Annotated in this window: 13 protein-coding genes; 1 reads left to right on the plus strand and 12 read right to left on the minus strand. The window is 41.3% G+C overall.

From position 1 onward, the window contains the following. Window positions 1-2: 2 nt before the first annotated feature. From R7F64_RS16160 to tagH, 12 genes are read right to left on the minus strand one after another with little or no spacing between them, the layout of a single operon-like run. Window positions 3-797, minus strand: coding sequence for a type VI secretion system accessory protein TagJ (locus tag R7F64_RS16160; RefSeq protein ID WP_017635622.1), 795 nt, complete (start codon window positions 795-797; stop codon window positions 3-5). A 10-nt stretch (window positions 798-807) separates the two neighbouring features. After that, a complete protein-coding gene (gene tssC, locus R7F64_RS16165) occupies window positions 808-2,319 on the minus strand; it encodes a type VI secretion system contractile sheath large subunit (protein ID WP_053349938.1) in 1,512 nt (503 codons plus the stop codon). A 52-nt stretch (window positions 2,320-2,371) separates the two neighbouring features. Next, window positions 2,372-3,865 carry a type VI secretion system contractile sheath large subunit gene (gene tssC / locus R7F64_RS16170; protein WP_005375950.1) on the minus strand — a complete coding sequence of 498 codons (1,494 nt, stop codon included), beginning with the start codon at window positions 3,863-3,865 and terminating at the stop codon, window positions 2,372-2,374. Continuing rightward, window positions 3,865-4,395 carry a type VI secretion system contractile sheath small subunit gene (tssB, locus tag R7F64_RS16175; protein ID WP_005387524.1) on the minus strand — a complete coding sequence of 177 codons (531 nt, stop codon included), beginning with the start codon at window positions 4,393-4,395 and terminating at the stop codon, window positions 3,865-3,867. Before tssB ends, tssC (R7F64_RS16170) begins: the two co-directional genes overlap by 1 nt. A 15-nt stretch (window positions 4,396-4,410) precedes the next feature. Further along, entirely contained in the window at window positions 4,411-5,526 is a 1,116-nt protein-coding gene (tssA, locus tag R7F64_RS16180; protein WP_025767711.1) for a type VI secretion system protein TssA, read from the minus strand. Further along, window positions 5,519-6,313 carry a PP2C family protein-serine/threonine phosphatase gene (locus R7F64_RS16185; protein WP_005375947.1) on the minus strand — a complete coding sequence of 265 codons (795 nt, stop codon included), beginning with the start codon at window positions 6,311-6,313 and terminating at the stop codon, window positions 5,519-5,521. Before R7F64_RS16185 ends, tssA begins: the two co-directional genes overlap by 8 nt. A gap of 9 nt (window positions 6,314-6,322) precedes the next feature. Beyond that, a complete protein-coding gene (gene tagF, locus R7F64_RS16190; protein WP_005387528.1) occupies window positions 6,323-7,018 on the minus strand; it encodes a type VI secretion system-associated protein TagF in 696 nt (231 codons plus the stop codon). Continuing rightward, window positions 7,000-10,518: a type VI secretion system membrane subunit TssM gene (tssM, locus tag R7F64_RS16195; RefSeq protein WP_213961070.1), complete on the minus strand. Its 3,519-nt coding sequence runs from the start codon at window positions 10,516-10,518 to the stop codon at window positions 7,000-7,002. Before tssM ends, tagF begins: the two co-directional genes overlap by 19 nt. Window positions 10,519-10,534: 16 nt before the next feature. Beyond that, a complete protein-coding gene (gene tssL, locus R7F64_RS16200; protein WP_033907010.1) occupies window positions 10,535-11,827 on the minus strand; it encodes a type VI secretion system protein TssL, long form in 1,293 nt (430 codons plus the stop codon). Window positions 11,828-11,838: 11 nt separating this feature from the next. Further along, window positions 11,839-13,164 carry a type VI secretion system baseplate subunit TssK gene (tssK, locus tag R7F64_RS16205; protein WP_318071896.1) on the minus strand — a complete coding sequence of 442 codons (1,326 nt, stop codon included), beginning with the start codon at window positions 13,162-13,164 and terminating at the stop codon, window positions 11,839-11,841. 21 nt (window positions 13,165-13,185) lie between these two features. Continuing rightward, window positions 13,186-13,641 (minus strand): type VI secretion system lipoprotein TssJ, encoded by a 456-nt coding sequence (gene tssJ, locus R7F64_RS16210; RefSeq protein WP_017820223.1) that lies wholly within the window; start codon window positions 13,639-13,641, stop codon window positions 13,186-13,188. An 11-nt stretch (window positions 13,642-13,652) separates the two neighbouring features. Then, window positions 13,653-14,846, minus strand: coding sequence for a type VI secretion system-associated FHA domain protein TagH (tagH, locus tag R7F64_RS16215; protein WP_205460987.1), 1,194 nt, complete (start codon window positions 14,844-14,846; stop codon window positions 13,653-13,655). A 312-nt stretch (window positions 14,847-15,158) separates the two neighbouring features. Between tagH and R7F64_RS16220 the strand changes: the two genes are divergently transcribed. Further along, window positions 15,159-17,309 carry a serine/threonine-protein kinase gene (locus R7F64_RS16220; protein ID WP_318071897.1) on the plus strand — a complete coding sequence of 717 codons (2,151 nt, stop codon included), beginning with the start codon at window positions 15,159-15,161 and terminating at the stop codon, window positions 17,307-17,309. The last annotated feature ends 406 nt before the right edge of the window (window positions 17,310-17,715 follow it).

Genomic DNA, 17,715 nt, shown 5'->3' on the forward strand with positions numbered 1-17,715 from the left:
TTCTACGCTATTTGTTTCTGTTCTAATAATGTAGTCAAATCACAGATTGGAAGCGCTGAGTCACCGACTAACCAACATTTTTGACCCAAGCCAACAAAAGATTCTTGCTCACCAATCTGCTTCCAATCCGTTTCTCGACCTAACTTTTGCGCATCGGTCTCTGAGTCAACATATGTCAACGGCATATGGCCTTCGCCTTCACCAAGTCCATCGATATCAAACTCGACAGGTCGCCAAATACTCTCTAACAAAGAAGTAGGTGCTTTAACTTCTAGCGTATGGATGCTCGATATGGGTACAAGAAAATAGTTACCTGCTGTAGAAAACAGTTCAATGTAACCACCTAAACGATCATCAATATCTCTAGCATCTTCGTAGTTTGTGCCGTTTACGTTAAACCCTTTAATAGTACGATGCTCTTCAATGCGATGCGATAGACGTGACGCTTCTTCGTACTCTTGATTTCCGAGAGCAAGATTAAATCGAACAAGCTCTTTAGTTAATTCCTCATCACCTAATACTTTGGCACTAGCCGCACCATTGATAAAATCCTTTCTAGCTTGAGCTGCTTTCACTAAATGTCGTAGCTGACTTGCACCAGGCAGATACTCAGGAAACAATTTAATCGATTGCATGAGCTGAGCGTCCGCACGCTCGAAGTCACCATCAATGCACAGAAGCTCAATGAAGGAACTTCTCAAGCTCGCATCTTTAGGTGTTGCTTTAATTTCATCAATTAATTGCTCTAGAGCGTGTTGCAATAGGCCTTGGGACAAAGCATTTTTCCATTGAGTCATTGTTATTTCCTTACACCATGTGCTCTGGTGATAATTCGGTAATTAATTTAATGCTAGATACCATTTGATCGAGTTGAAAATGCGGTCGCAAATGGATAACTGAGTAATAATGTCCAGGAGTTTCTCTTTTCTCTCGAACTGTAATTTTCGCTTCATTTAGGGGGTATTTAGCTCGAAGCTCATCAGACGCTTCATCTGATGCGGTAGTGTACTGATGTAACCAGCGTTGAAAGTCACGCTCTAGGCTTTCTGCGTCTTGATACCCACCAATTTTGTCACGCCCCATAACCTTGAGATAATGTGCGACTCGCGATACACACAATGTGTATTGCAACATCGATGTCAGTTTTGCATTCGTTGAAATATGCTTTTCTGCGTATTGTTTGGGCTTGTAGAGAGATACATTCGAGGTCATCCCCACCATATCGGTCTCAGGTATTGGAGAAATAGAAATAAAACCGCACTCAGACAATTCTTGTTCTTTTCTCTCAGAGATTTTCAAGTTTAACGGACATCTTTCACGATCATTCTTGCCATTAACACGCATCTTGCTCCTTGTAGGAGCGACGATAATACCCTGACTGTAATCGCCTTGTTTAATCCCTCGCATATGCGTGAACCAACCATGTTCCTGAAATGCTCTAATTGATACGGCAGCAAAACAGTACGCACTACTCCCCCATAGCAAATCTCGGTTGGAGTCGTAGATGTGTTCTTGAAAATTGAATTTATCATTCCGCGAGCCATCACTTTTGTATGGCTGACGGAACAAGACGTTAGGTGCAGTCAAACCAATAAATTTAGCGTCATCGTTGTCTCTCAAACTACGCCACTTTGCATAATCTTCCTGTTCAAATTGGGCCGCTATATCTCTTATCGCAGAGAGTTGAGCGAAACTATCAACACCAAACATCTCTGGCGATGCAGACATGATAAATGGGCTGAATGCTGCAGCTGCAGACTGAGAGATCTTACTCAACACAGACAGATCTCTATCAAAATAATTTTTACTAGGATCACAGCGAAGCTGATAATCTCCAACCACCACACCAAAGGGTTCTCCCCCTGCCATCCCATATTCATTTTGATAGAGCAACTTAAATAGTGCTGATTGGTCAAACTCGATGGCTTTTAAAGCATCTTTACTGATTTCATTCCATGTCGCCGTTAAAACCTTAACTTTTACAGAATCCGATGAATGAGAATCAACCTGTTCACATAAATACCTAACTCCAACCCACCCCCTTTCGAGCTGTTGAAACTCAGGATGATGTAATATTTCATTTAGTTGAGATTCTAATAGCTCATCAATGCGGTTAATTGTGTTCATCACACTATGACGAAAGCTGTCCAAATCTCTTGAACGTGTACCTTCTAGCCAAATTCGCGCTGACGATACAAGATCAGAAGATTCATTGAATCGAGTCAACCACGGGCTATCAAGTTCAGCGTAGCCTCCGGTACTGAACTCATGTTTTAGCTTGCTAGGGTCGCGAAAGTTAAGTGACACTGCTAATTCCATCTAGAACATAAAGATTGGTCATGGCTGGCCTTTCGACCAGCCAATTCGTTTCTTATCCACCTGACTGAGGGATCTTGGCCACAAGTCGCAAAGATGTCGTCAGTTCTTCCATTTGCAACCAAGGTTTCAGCCATGCTACGGCATTGTAAGAACCAGGTGCGCCAGGAATTTCCTTAACCTGAACACGAGCGTCTGCTAGAGGGTATTTCGCTCTGATCTCTTGACCACCGCCTTCAGAAGCATTGACGTAACCTAGGATCCAGCGGTTCAGCCAAGACTCAACGTCTTCTGCTTCCATAAAGCTACCAATTTTATCTCGAGCCATTACTTTCAAATAATGCGCAAAACGAGATGTTGCCATCATATAAGGTAGGCGGGCAGAAATAGCCGCATTGGCCGTTGCTTCAGGGGATTCATGGTTCGCTGGTTTTTGACAGGTTTGCGCACCAAAGAACACTGCATAGTTGGTGTTTTTGTAGTGACAAAGCGGTAAGAAACCAAGCTTACCAAGCTCCGCCTCACGTCTGTCGGTAATACCAATCTCTGTTGGGCACTTCATATCAGGGTCGCCATCATCACTCATGAAGAAATGCGTTGGCAAGTTATCCACTCGACCGCCGCCTTCTGCACCACGGATGGCAGTACAAAATCCATATTTTGAAAATGCGTCAGTTAACTTAACACCAAGAACATACGAAGAGTTCATCCAACAGTAGTCGTTATGTTCAGCGTTAACAGCAATACCTGAAACAGGATCTACTTCGAACTCTTCAAACCCAAACTCTTCGACTGGAGCGGTAGCTTGTCCGTATGGCAAACGAGCAAGGACTTTTGGCATCGTCAGACTAACGAAGCGCGAATCGGCACTCTCGCGGAACGAACGCCATTGGGCGTATTCTAGTGATTCAAATACCTTATCTAGGTCGCGTGGTTTTGACAGCTCAGTCCACTCATCAAAGCCGAATAGTGCTGGTGAAGCCGCGGACAAGAATGGAGAGAAGCCAGAAGCCGCTACATTTGACATTAGGCGTAACGACTCAATATCTTCTGGGTGGTTGGTAAACTCATAGTCTCCAATCAATGCACCATACGGTTCACCACCAGCACTACCAAACTCAGACTCGTAAACCTTTTTAAAGATCTGGCTTTGATCAAACTCAACAGCTTTGCTCAAGTCTTTATGTAGCTCTTTCTTGGTCATACTCATCATGCGAACTTTCAGAGTAGAGCTGGTCTCTGAATTCATCACTAGATAATTTAAGCCGCGCCAAGAACCTTCGAGTTTCTGTAATTCTGGGTGATGCATTACTTCAGACAACTGATCAGAAATCTGCCTATCGAGCAAATTAATCGCTTCACGAAAAGTTACTGTTAGGTTTTTGTTCCAAGTAACTGTCCCTTTCATTGCTTCTTCAGCGAGCGTTTTAATCAGCTCCTCAGCACGAGAAGCTTCGGTCTGCTTAGTCGCACCAATAGCTTGATCTAAGAATGAAGTTGTCTGTTCATTAACTGTTGGATCTAACTGTTTTTCAGCTTCAGTCGTCATTATTCCGCTCCTTCAGTACTGTCTGACTTCGCTTTCTTGTCAAGATCTAACTCGCCTGCAAGTCTTGCCAGATTGTCCGTATTGTTCAAAACATCCTCTAGGATATTTTCAAGCTCTTCTGAGCGGTCAACTTTTGTCATCAAATCACGCAGTTTATTACGCGTTTCCATCAATTGGCGTAGTGGATCAACTTGATTTACGATCGCAGCAGGCTCAAAGTCTTGCATTGATTTAAAGTTTAAATCGACCTCAAACTGTGAATCGTCATTCGCAAGCTTATTCGCAACTTTAAACTTCACCGATGGATTCATTTTTTTGAGTACATCGTCAAAGTTATCTCGATCGATCTGAATAAAACGGCGGTCTTTTAATGGCTTCAACGCTTCTGTGTTTTGACCAGCGAAGTCACCCATTACACCTACAACAAAAGGCAGTTCTTTCTTAAGAGTCGTACCTTCAGTTTCAACATCATAGGTAATGTGGACACGAGGCTTCCGTACTCGTGATAGTTTCGAGTGGATACTCGTCATACCATTCTCCCTTTATTAATTTTCATTTTGTTCTGCTATGCCAACCAAACGGAAGTAGCTTTTCTTTGCATCCCCGTCGGAGATAAGTTCCGCCAGTAACTCCGGCAGAGGCATCCCACACCAACGAATAATCTGTTCGATGGAGTAAGAAACTGGTGAGTGAGGTTCACTCTCTCGGAAGAAATCAGCTACTTGCTGCAATTGTCTAATTGCCTGCTCTCGTGATTTCATGTTTGTCGCTAATAATGCATCACAACTTTGTGAACTTAACGGTTGTTCAGAAGAAGATTCATCAAGATCCTCTAGCTCTTCAAACACGGCTTGTGGTTGATTGAAACGATCTCCTAGAAGGTGCTTTAATGCCGAGTGTATTGATTCAAGTCTTTTTGATATATAAGAGCTAGGAGTCACATCACCGACCACTTCGTCTAATCGCTGACTGAATTCATTAAATGATTCTGTAGCGAACTCCAAATCCGTGATTAATTCTTGATAAAACGTATCAGAAGTCGACTTAACCGTAGTTATAATTTCAGATAACTCAACAGCCCCAAGCTCGACTCGATTTCGGCGCTTATCTTCGTCTAAGCGCTCAAGCTCTATAGCTTGCTGATATTCCCAATAGGCATAAGCTTGCTCCACGCCTAAGTCAGTCAATGGTATACAAGCAATTGGAAAAATAAGTGTTCCTTCACTATCGATACCATTGAGGCCAATAATCGCCGATATTCTTGTCTCAATACCATCTTCATCAGGCATTGGGTACAGATCATCCCAAAAGTTCTCAATTAAACTGGTTGCGAGTTTGTAGCCAACGCCCATACCACGAAAACCATACAATCGAGTTAGGGCTTCTATAAGCCAGGCAACAAATTCCAAATCTTTAGACTGATTCGTGAGTATTTCTGGGACATCTTCAATAAATACTCGCCATAAATTACTGTGGGTATAGATACTTTCTTCTTCTATAAGAGCATTACGTTCAGCGTTGCGGGCGGCCATACGCTGATCTTTCAACCGATAGTAAGCAGACTGTGGTGATACATCCTCTCTAGGATCAACACCTGTAGGATTTTCTTGAGATATAGGAGCCAACGCTTGTTCATACCAATCAAACATTTCATTACTCATAAGCTCTCCCTCTTAGAAAGACAGGTATTGTCGCGTCTTCTCTAGTTACTGTTTCGCACTCCGTTTGCGCTTGGCGAACTTTGATCAAAGCACAAGTTACGTTATCACTTGCACCCCGAACCAAAGCCGAATGCATGAGCGCTAATCCAGCTTGGTTGACTGAGTCTGCATACAATGTCCGATGAATTTCATCACTCGTAAGTTCCTTAGAGAGTCCATCGCTACAGAGTAGAAACTGATCGCCGTCAGCCAACTGCCCTGAAACTTGATCAATAGTGACACTTTCGTCGACCCCAACAGCTCTGGTAATAACATTTGCAAGAGGGTGAGATTCGGCATCTTCAAATGCCAATAAGCCCTGATCCACTAAGTCCATGACTTGACTATGATCACGTGTTTTTTGGACAAAATTACCACTTCTAAGCTGGTAAATTCGGCTATCCCCCACCCAAAGGCAGTGGTAATACCCATCCTGAATAAACAACAAAACAAGTGTTGTCCCCATCGTTTTACCGTCTAAGTGATTTTGTGCGTATTGGTAAATTTCTAAGTTCGCTTCTTGAACCACTCTTCGGATATCATCGATATTAGTATTGGAGACATCCTGCATGTGGCGCGCGACTCTATCCACTAGCATCTGGCTTGCTATATCGCCAGCACTGTGTCCACCCATTCCATCGGCAACCACCCAAATATGCTGCTCTGTCATATCCAACAGAGCATCCTCGTTATAAGGGCGTACTTTTCCTGCGTGCGATTTAGCAAAGGTAAAATAGTTCCAATTCATTCTTCTATCCTACCAATTCCACTTTTTCCAGCCACCATCAAGCATGGCTGAAAACTGACCAATTGAAGGAAATCCACTAGTAATGAACATGCATGGTTCAACCTTCGTTGAACCTTCAGTCCACCAAAAACATGGTTTACTCAATTTTTCTTTAATGAGGTAATTCAAAAGCGTATTTTGATCAGTATTGCCGTGATCATGAAAAACTGTAGATATTTGGCTTTGATAAAGAAACTCTAGAGGCCTCACTTCACTTGTTACATTCGCAACGAGGTCATTTTTTTCTTGAGTACTCTTATGCCAAACATCAAAGACAAAGTCGTCCTCAAGTACTGAAAGAGCAAGAGCGGCACTGTCCTCTGTCCAAGCTCTGTCACCCCAATATTGCGCAGCTTCACCTTTTACGGCACGAGCTATAGTAAAGAAAAAGTATCTACCGCATGCATCAACACTAGGAATCATGCTACCAATGTAGGTTGAGTCTTCTAAATAGCTAATATCCAAAGCAAAGTGCCACACAGGAGCCGTTAAAAAGTGCTCATTCCAGCTTTCACCCAGTTGTTCCCTGCTGACTGCAATAACCGCCTGTTGCCAATCATGCCAACGCTCCGAGAAATCTTGTGATAAACCATCTTTCACAAAGTCCCCTTTTGCAGGCATTTTACCGATATAACCCCAGCCTGATGTTATAAGGTTCGTGGACATCTGAACCTCTCCATTTCATTTGACCAAAACGGATTAATGGCACTAGAAGGAATAAGCTCTAGTTGCACCTTATTTCCCTTTAAATCAATCATAACTATATTGTCTTTACGCGATTCTGGCCTTGCTTTAAGTGATTGATCCAAAAGCTTGAATATGCCCCACTCACCTTCATAGGTATGCGCAATTTCGCGTTTAGATTCAGGTGGTGTGAACACAATTCGAGTCTGATCTTGACCGGCAGGCCAACTCAACGATTTAGCTCTTGCTGGTCCATGCTTATAAACCAAATCTTGTCCACCCAACTCTAAGACAAATCGAGTAATGTGCTGGTCTAGATAAACAGGCTTCATCCCAAACTCTACGCGTAAGGAATTATCAGATTCAAAGAAAGACTGCCTGATACGTTGCGCTCTTTGAAAGACCATTAGTGTTTCTGGACGAACTCCAATTTCCTTTTCTAATCGCCAACGACTTTTCGAAGTATCCACAAACGGTTCGAGGTATTCTTGGAAGAATGCGTCAAGCGTACCTCCATAACCAAAGAATCGCTTAAAGTCTTTCAATCTAACTTCTCTGCTCGCGTTGGGCTCGAATGGATATCTGCCAGCAATAGTCCGCTGATAAGGGCGGACCACCTGTGTTACCCAGAGTTGATTTAGATGATCCTTCGAACCGCTCTCCGCAAACTTAACCGACTCTTGAGAAAGCTCACCTAGCCATTGATTAAATGGTCTCGGCAAAAGTTCTTTAGCACGAGCGAAGGAAGCTGCGACATCTTGTGTAACGGTTCCATCTAAAATACTTTTGTAGGCAATTTTCTGATTGTTACCAGAGCTTGATAAGTCACTTAAATACGAACGCAAGTTAACCATTGCTTGTTGAATATCATCAAAGTCTTGCTCACCAAGGCGTAAGATCTCTGAAAAATGCGATTCGACTTCTTTACCTGGCAGAGCAACATTGAAGCCGTTTTCTTCAGGTAAATACATGTCTAGTCTATCTGCCGTATTTGAAAACTTAACTTTGGCAACTTTACCAGCAACTTCAGAAGCGGCTTTTTGATTTTCTGACAATGATACTTTTGATAGAGCAACCTCTTTTTGGATTGCTCTCAACAAAGATTCGATTGGTCTTTCAACTCCAGATAAAACCCTCGCTTGCTCTGTCGCAAGTTCTAGGCTCGGAGCCTGCTTCAATTGAATATCTTCGATCAACGTTTTCCATTCATTAACATAATCTTGATAGTATCGAGACTGAACGCCTTGGATGGCACTATCTTGATCAATTTCATGAGCCTTAAGATCGTCACCATAAACCCAGTTCTCTTCCATTAAGCTTTTTACTGTACGGTTGATCTGAATCTGAAAAATGCTATGAAAACCATTGTACGTGTAGAAACCCGAAATGCCTTGTGATAGCGGTTTTCCACTAGCTCGCTCGAACTGCTCAAGCCCTTTAGGTCCCAATACATCAGTCAAGCGAAATGAAGGTACATGACTCTTAGAAAATTGTATTTTCATTCGCTGATAAGCACGTTCAGGTAGAGACATTTGAGTCAACACTTCTCGAGCACTCGTCACGGCAGCAGTGTTGTAAGTAAAGCCTTGTCCATCGTTGCCTAATAAATATTGAGTGTGCTGTAGCAAACGTCTTCTTAAGTCTGCGTTTAGCTCACCCGGATATTGACGTTCGAAATAAAAGTTAAACCAAGCCAACACTTCATCTTGTTGATATTTGTCTGGATTGAATAACATCAAATACGTTTTTAACGTTTCGTACAAATACTCACGATGCTGTTGATTGCTCTCCATTTCTGACACCAAGCTATCAAGAAGCAGAGGGGCGTAATATTGGGTCAAAGCATCAGAATATGCATTGTTTGCCGCCTGAGACACTTTGTCTCCTTGATAGAGACCAAACCTCTTTACAGAGTCGGCATCACCGTAGTCGCTTTGCTTTCCGAGAGGAAGCGTCATCAACCTATCTAATGTTTCTACAGCTGAAACAATATCCGCTTCAAAATCTAAACTTTGAGCGCCAATCATTGCATCAATATGGCTCGCTTGTTCATTGGTATCGACAATTAACTGTGAGTTCCACTTATAACTCATAAACCAAAGCGCAGAAGCTCCTAGCAGTAGCGTTGTACATCCAATGTAAACACCTCGACGCATCCAACCTGACTGCTTTTGATAATGACGATTAACTGTTCCTAACAGTTGCTCTTTGAAAATAACCTTGTCAAAAAGATTCTTTACGAAATAACTATGAGAACCAGTCTGACTCTTTGCTAGAGCTAAACGATTTAACCCAAGTCCATTGGTTGATTCATTCATCAGCTTATCGACTGGTAAGCCTTCTTGAACCGAACTCAACATAAACACACCACGAATCAAGGCAGGCTCTTCAAAACTGTTTTGTGCAAAAATTTCAGCTAAAAACTCGTCAAGATTAGCTTGTAGCACTCTTAATTGCTTTGGAAATTCAAAGATAAGCGCGCGTTTATCTAAATCGTCCTCTGTTTCAAGTATTCTAAGCATACGGGCATCAAGGCGCTCCAACATGCCATGAAATTCTTTGTTGAATAGAGAAATAACGCCTCTTTCATCATCCACTTCACGAGGGAACATGAAACCAAATAATTCCTCTCGCTCTTCCTTACTTAAATCGGCAAAAAACTCATTGAAACCGGCAACTAAATCCATTTTGGTGAGCAATACGTAAATCGGAAACTGCATGCCTAACTGGTTTTTCAGTTCTTGAAGTCTCGACTTAATTGCTCGAGCATGAAGACTTCGCTCGGTTCGAGTCTGAGACATCACGCTGGCTAAACTTATCGTAACAATCGCACCATTAATTGGTCTTTGCGTTCTATACTTTTTCAACAATCCTAAGAAACCATGCCACGCTTTAGAGTCGACCTTTTCTTGACTGTCTTGTGTCGTATACCGGCCAGCCGTATCTATAAGAACTGCTTTATTTGCAAACCACCAATCACAGTGGCGAGTGCCACCTACACCGGCAATAGAGTCAGAGCCAAGGCTGTCTCCTAATGGAAACTCTAACCCCGACTGCTTTAATACGGTTGTTTTCCCCGTTCCAGGAGGGCCAATCAATACATACCACGGTAAGTCATACAAACTTCTCTTGCCTTTGTGTGTTTTCGTCACTACTTTGACAGCTTGCTCAATACGCTCGCGCATTAAGTCAATTTCACTTGCCGCTTCTTTATCTGATTGGCTATCAACCTCAAGCAACGTTTGAATACTTTCGTCTTCTTTCACCTTCTGCTTATGCTGCTTGGTAACGTTAAATATCGCCCAAAGCAACACCAACACAAGAATAGTGACTAGCCGTTGAAAGTCACTCTTTAGGGGCTCATATCCCGCTATGGTAATAAGTGGACCAACAACCCAAATGAAAATAGAACAAGCAGCGACACCTATAAGACCGAGAAACCATCTTTGAGTAAATATTCTGCCAATTTCTTTAATACGCATCTCTATCTACCTATTATTAATTCGCGACAAGAAGGTCGATTTCAATCCGGCGGTTAATAGCTCGGTTTTCATCACTACTGTTTTCAACTAATGGTCTTGCATCCCCCAATCCCTCGGGTATCACTCGCCCTTCTAATGCACTATTCGAGATCAGTTGTTCAGACATAGCAGTGGCTCGAGCTAATGATAGGTGCCAGTTCGAGGGATATTTACTCGTGAAAATAGGCCTATCGTCGGTGTGACCAGTAACAATGATCTTGCCTTGGGTCGACTCCAATGTTCTCGCAAGCTTAGAAATAACGGGTTGGATGTAAGCGACAACATCAGCACTACCTGATTCAAATAGATCTTGAGACTTTAACGAAATTCTTACCCTGTCTTGCAGCGGCTCAACATTGATTAGCCCCTTACCGATCTCAGTTGCTAGATACATTGAAATCTTTTCTGCAATTGGCGCTGATTTTGATTCTGACGTTGCATCTTGGTTAAGTTGTTGCGGTTGAATCAAATTGACTAATTGAGAAAAGGTGCGATTGGATGCCTTATTTAGCTCATAACTAAAATACATATATATGCAGACCAATAGTGCCGCCGTTACAGAACATACAACCCAAAGAGGAGCTCTATCAGAAGCCTTTGAGCCATTCAAAATGTGTTGGTCGATACTATTGCTTAGTTCCTGAGGGACTCCTCTCCCATAAGACTTAAGAGTAGCAATAACCTGTCTTCTCAATTTCCGGTGCGACTCTAGTCCATTTTTTTCTAAACGGTATTGACCCAGAAACCCGAGAGATAAGCACACATACATTAGTTCAAGCAAATCTAAGTTCGCATCTGGTTTCGCCATGCACTTATCAAGATGCTTAAAGAACGCTTCCCCACCTTGACTGCTAGCATAGAAGGAGCTGAGTAATGAATCGTGACTCCAGAATGAATGCCCACCCCAATTGGTGTTAAGGACAACTTCATCTAGTGAACAGCATAAACAATAACGAGCTGTATCAATGGTATCCAAATCAACGTCATGCTGACGTAATCGGTTCTCATAATCTCTAAGCTTTTGTGCCAATGTCTCTTTTAGAAACAACGGATCGGAATGAGTCGCTGTCGACCGAATTTGACCGATAATAGATAACAGGCCATTCGCCTCTGCTAGTAGAGAGTTATTCCCATAAGCGACCACTGAATCATTGTTCACCAATTCAGGGCTTTTTGAGATAACTACGGTATTATCCACAGACTTTTCTGATTGTGGTTTCGATGCGGGTGCTCTTCCACCCGGTGTTGGTTTTACTATCGTTTGTTCCATACAGAGCGCGCCTATTGATTAATACTCCAAAGCTCAAGTTCAGCATTCGGAAAATGCCCTGATAGGTGAAGCGCAATACCGCCACTATCTTTTAGCCTCATCCAAAATGGCCCTTTCTTGACAACTTCGAAATAGACATAGCCCGTTTGGTAAGGAATCTGTCTCGGGACGACACTCAACGGCACTACGTTTATACCGTTGATCTGATTATTAATTAGATCGCGAATCTGTTCTGCCGGGCCAAACTTGAGTTGCGCTGGGACCAGGCGTCTTATTTCATCTGTTGTGGTATCTGCTTTAATTGCTAGCACAAATTGGCATGACTCAAGCAAGCGTTTATCTGGAAGCGGCGTCACTTGAATACCGTATTGGCGAGGCTCCAACGGAAGTTTGGTCGCAGTTTGGTCAAGAACAACACTGAGGTACTGACTGAGTATCTGATTCAACTCGCTATAAACACTTGATACATCTAAGTGATCATACGCAAGCAAACTTGGGAGTCTTTTAGTTTTATTAGAAAAAGTGGCTAACTCACCAATGTAACCTTTAAGTGTCGTCGCTAATTCCAGTGGATGTAACCTATCTAACTCACTGAAATGCTTTAACTTCGCCTCATATCGGTTCAACATTTGGAGCATGATGAAATCAACAGCAGATGCCGATGCAGATTTGCCCTTAATCAAGCGCTGCGCAATAACGTCAGCACGCATCTTTGTCATCGCGATAACGTTACGTAGATAAGCTGACATGACTTTATCGCTCAGGAGATTGATAAGCGGAGGAACGTACTCATCGTCTAGTATAACTTCCCCTTCAGGAGTTACCTCTTTGATCCTTAAGATAGGTAACTCCACATAACCCGCTAATTTGTCATTACTCGCTTTCAACTCTAGGTTGAGGGCTGCAACTTGGATGGTTTCTTCATCTTGTCCTGTAAGGTTATCTATCACGTCGATATCTTGAAGTACATAACGAGAGACGATCGATTCGCTTACATCCGAAACGTTTTTACCTGTAACACTTGAAAGAGGGAGAGTTATTTTTACTAACGTATTTTCAGTGTTTTTATCAATAAGTAGAGGCGAAACTGAATCGTTGGATATTAACGTATTAACCAACGTCATATCTGGCAAAACAGCTTCAAGATGCTCAAGTTCAATAAGACCATCTTTTAGCGCGTGTTTTTTTACTCGACATTTCCAAACTCCCCAATTGTAAACCCCACCTAACTGATGTAAGCCCTTTAATTCTTGAGAGGTTGCGCGTTCTTGTTGTTGGAAGTGCTGGGGACGTAAAAACATTCCTTCGCACCAAGCCGTCTTGGAGTATTGCGTCATTTATAATTAGCCAACTAAACGTTATTTAACGACCAAAGACAGATCTTCTAACAATACTTGATATGTGTTGTAACCGGTCTTATCCACTTTAATGACTTGTCGCCAATTTGAGTTTTCAATATCTCGAAACGCTACGACAATGCCTAAATATTCTGTCTTTGGAGACATACTTGCTTGATATGTTTCTTTCTGACCTGGAGTTAATGAAACTTCATATTTATTCACTAAATCAGGTCCTAAGACTTTTTCACTTTCTTCATAAATAGAAAAAAAGTCCTGGCTTTCGAAAATGGTATTTGACGTTAATTCAAATACATACACCACTACAGGAGAAGGCCTGCCGTTTGAATCAGGATTAATGTTATGACTTGCTGCTATTTCTAAATCTGAGTATGGATCAACAACTAGGTTCGCTGCTGAGCACCCAAATAAAGCCATTGAAATTAATAACAAAATATATTGGTAAAACTTTTTCATCACCCTAATTCCTAGCCCTTGTTTTTTAATGCTAATTCATAGTGCTTAGCGAAGTCTTCTAAATAGAACGGAGACTCTTTATTGATAATATCATCGGATAGCTTTTCATGAATATCCTCAAACCTCTTCCAACTTTGAGCATATTTTCTAGCTGGAATAACCTTATTAATAACCGTGTCTTTCGCTAAAGCATCTGAGTATATAGAAGTAGGTTCAACAAGTGACATAACACTTGAAACCGTACCTTCAACACCTTTCATTAAGGCTTGCTCATGACTTTCGATGTCATTAAATGCTTCTTTAATGGCTGCATTTGGCTTTAAGAAGCTAGCAGTTTGACGGTTATATAAGTTATGAATCGCATCTTCTAAGTTTGCAGAAAACTTTAAAGGGTTATTTTCTGACTTACGAAATGCGGTATGACTCAGTCGATTTGTTTGTTTAAACACTGCTCTGTTATGCAGTGTTTCCATTAAACCAACTAGCATCAAAGAAAATGACTCCCCCAGTTGTTCAAACCATTCCTCTCGGTTATCGCTGGGAATCATCATTGGATCTATACCCACCCCTCTAACAAAAGCCGCAAGTTCACCCCCATTGGTATCAAAGTTGGGAGTCGATAGGTGTTCTGATTGTCGGTTAACCTTCGGTAAAGTTTCAGATACGATGCTCTGTTTTTCGGGCTTTGGGATATCAATAAAATCATCGACTAAACCAATATCTAGCTGAAAGTCAGAAGGAACACTTTCGTTTAAGAGTTCACTAGCACTAAGGCCTAGGTCAACAAATTCTGCTTCCGATGGACTTGAGACTACTTCAGGGGGTGCGCTAGAAAGACTTTTACTTGTCTCAAGACTGAATACATCTGTATCTGTTTGAATAGAAACTGAAATTTGATAATCCCCTAAGCTAACCATATCGTCATCGCTTAGTGCTATTTCATTTCCTTGACCCACAGGAGTTACAGCATTATTTACAAAAGTACCATTAGTTGAGAGGTCTTTTATCAAGTATTTGTCACCAAACTTAATCAGTTCTCCGTGGGTTCCGGATACCACTCTTTCAGGATCTGGTAGTGTCCAATCACATTGTTCAGACCTACCAAATGTAACCTTGGCATGTTCATCACTTGATTCAAACACGAACTCACTCTCAATCTCTGGAGTAAATTTGTGAAAACTTGTTATGGTTAAAACCAACTTCATGTAAACCTCGCCAAAGACCTGCTAGATATTATTTTTAATTTTATTATTAACTGCTTTCTTATTAACAGTAAGATTAATAAAAATCTTAATAATGCCATTGAAAATCATGCACGGAATAATGAATCATTTTTTTATCAAAGCAATCACGTATTGTTCAACAATTTTAATTATCCAACCAAGTTCAAATTTTTGACACTTAGACTTTCATCAATAAAAAAACGAATGTTAGTTTGGCCGAGAAATTCTAACATAATGACTTTTCATTGAGCAGAAAGGTATATATTCCCCCATCATTTATACGGAGTTCTTGTGATGGAAGACAGTAATAAAAACAATTCTATAAATAACGAAGAAAGCGGAGATAAAACTAAAATTGTAAAGACTCAAAAACGAGACAATGCAATTAAATCAACCAAACTCACTAATAATGAAACCTCCGTTAAAAATAAAAATGAAACAAATACAAAACTGTCTCAAAAAGAAAACACTCCGTTAGTTAATAAGAAAAAAAACAATAAAGATGACTCATTAAATAATAACAAAGATGTTATTAACGAAAGCTTAATAGGAACGACCGTTAAAAATCGGTATGAAATTGAGTCGGTTATTGGGCATGGTGGGCTTTGCGATGTTTACTTAGCTAAAGATAAGATTCTTGAATCTTCAGGTTCAGAAACACCCTACGTTGCGTTAAAAATATTACAGAAAGAGTTTGCTTCTCAACCAGAGACTGCACGCATGTTAATACGTGAAGCTCAACAAACTCAAAGGTTAAGCCACCCTAATATCATTAGGGTTTTTGATTTTGGTGTTGATGGCGAAATATACTTTTTAGTTATGGAGTATATTAACGGAGAAACATTAGAGAGTTTAATACAGCGTTCTAGGCCCCATGGGCTGAAGTTTAATGCAACTTTATCAATCCTAAATCAGGTACTCGATGCACTCTCATATGCTCACTCTCTTGGTGTAGTGCACGCCGACCTAAAGCCCGCTAATGTGATTTTAACGTCTGAGGGTAACGTTAAGCTGCTTGATTTTGGTGTATCTAAAACTCATCAATTAAAGCAGGATCAATATGCGGCTAAACGTAAATCCGAAAATGTTGAAACGCTTGGTTATACTCCCAACTATGCATCACTCAACCTGTTATCCGGTAAGGAACCGAACTTAAGCGACGATATGTTTGCTCTATTTTGTATTGCTTACGAGTTATTGAGTTGCAAACACCCTTACGCAAGAACTCCAGTTAATGAAGCTCTCAAACAGAAGATCAAGGTCTCTAAACCAACTAACATGCCCGCATCTAAGTGGCCAATATTTTCAAGCGTATTTTCAACTGGCATCATTCCGAACGAGCTGACCCCTGAGCAGTTGAAACGCAAATTGAATATGCGCTATTGGCCTATCTCTAGCGGCGCGGCAGCGAGTATATTATTAGTTAGCGGCATTGTATTTGGTTATCAGCAGCAACAAGAAACCATCGCCACTTTGGAAACCGTTATTAGCAAGCAAAATGATCAAATTGCCGGACAAGAGTGGCAGCTTGATACGCCAGCAGAAAAAAGTTTGGCACTGATTGATAGTGAAAAAAGCTTACATCCAGTCGTTAAGGCTGGCTTATTACGCTTACACAAGACCTATATTCTCAGCGAGTTTGAATCTGAAATTGATCAGGTTTTGAATTCTGATGCCAACAACTACCCGAATTATGATGAAATTGAGTCCATACTTGATAAAGCAAAAACCTACTACCCTGACTCACATAAAATAGAAGTTCTTGCCTTAGATATTCAGTCAAGCAAGCACTCCACGTTACTTTCGATAGCAAGGCAAATCAACAGTCAACTTGAAAAGTCTCGGTACAGTAAAGAAGACGGCAGTAAATCCATCTATGAGCTCAAGGATGAGTTAAATCAGATTCATCAAGGTTATCCTTTCACGCCAAGTTCGTTATCTAGCGATGTTTTCGGTCAGCACCTCACTGAAGCACTCAAAAAGAAAGACGCAGCTGCACTTGTTGCTCTTATTAAGGTTGGGAACACCTTCTTTTCAAACGTAGAAGAGCATCAAGAGAACTTACAGATAAGTAATGCTATGAAAGATGCAGTGCTGGAAATGAAATTATATGAGACAGCGCTAGATTCCAACAGCCCTCTACCGTTTCCAGAAGATGCCGCTAGAATCCTGTTCCAAGAAGAGTTTGAAAACTTTTATTCTCGCCTAGAAAAGGCAAGGACGACAACTCATCTCGATAACTTGGTGAAGGATGTGGATCTGTTCTCGAAAAACTTTCCTATTGGTTTTCAGGATGTTAACGATTTAAGATTCAAAACTGCTGATAAATACTTACGCTTCTCCGATATATTGCTTAATAAGCGAAGGACTTCAAGCGCAAGACGCGCTATGAAGAAAGCCAACGAGCTTATGAAGCAAATAGAACAGGACTCTAAGCAAGGCTAGTAATACAAAAGGGACGCGAGTCCCTTTTTTGCCGTAGATTACTTGCCAATATGCAACTAGATTGCTAATTTATACTTGTACTTAATGAGGAGAGTTAGCCTTGACTGAAGGAATAGTCAAAGTTGGCGAACGTCTGGCGTCCGTATGTAATGATAGCCTTAAACTAGGACTGCAAGACACTTACCGACTCGGCGTTTTACTTGGAAACATCCCCTTTGCTACTTGTGTTAAAAACACGCGAGTTGAAGTTTTTTCATCCCTACATTTCGACCATTGCCGTTTGGATATAAGTCAAAATATCTTTAACAATGACTTTCTTTTTGTAAGTTTATCTCAAGCGACAAGCAAACTATTTCTGCTCAAATACTGGTTATGCCATTCATACCTTCGGCTAAGCCTTCATTAT

This window comes from Vibrio sp. Vb1980 (assembly GCF_033338615.1).
Classification (GTDB): Bacteria; Pseudomonadota; Gammaproteobacteria; order Enterobacterales; family Vibrionaceae; genus Vibrio; species Vibrio alginolyticus.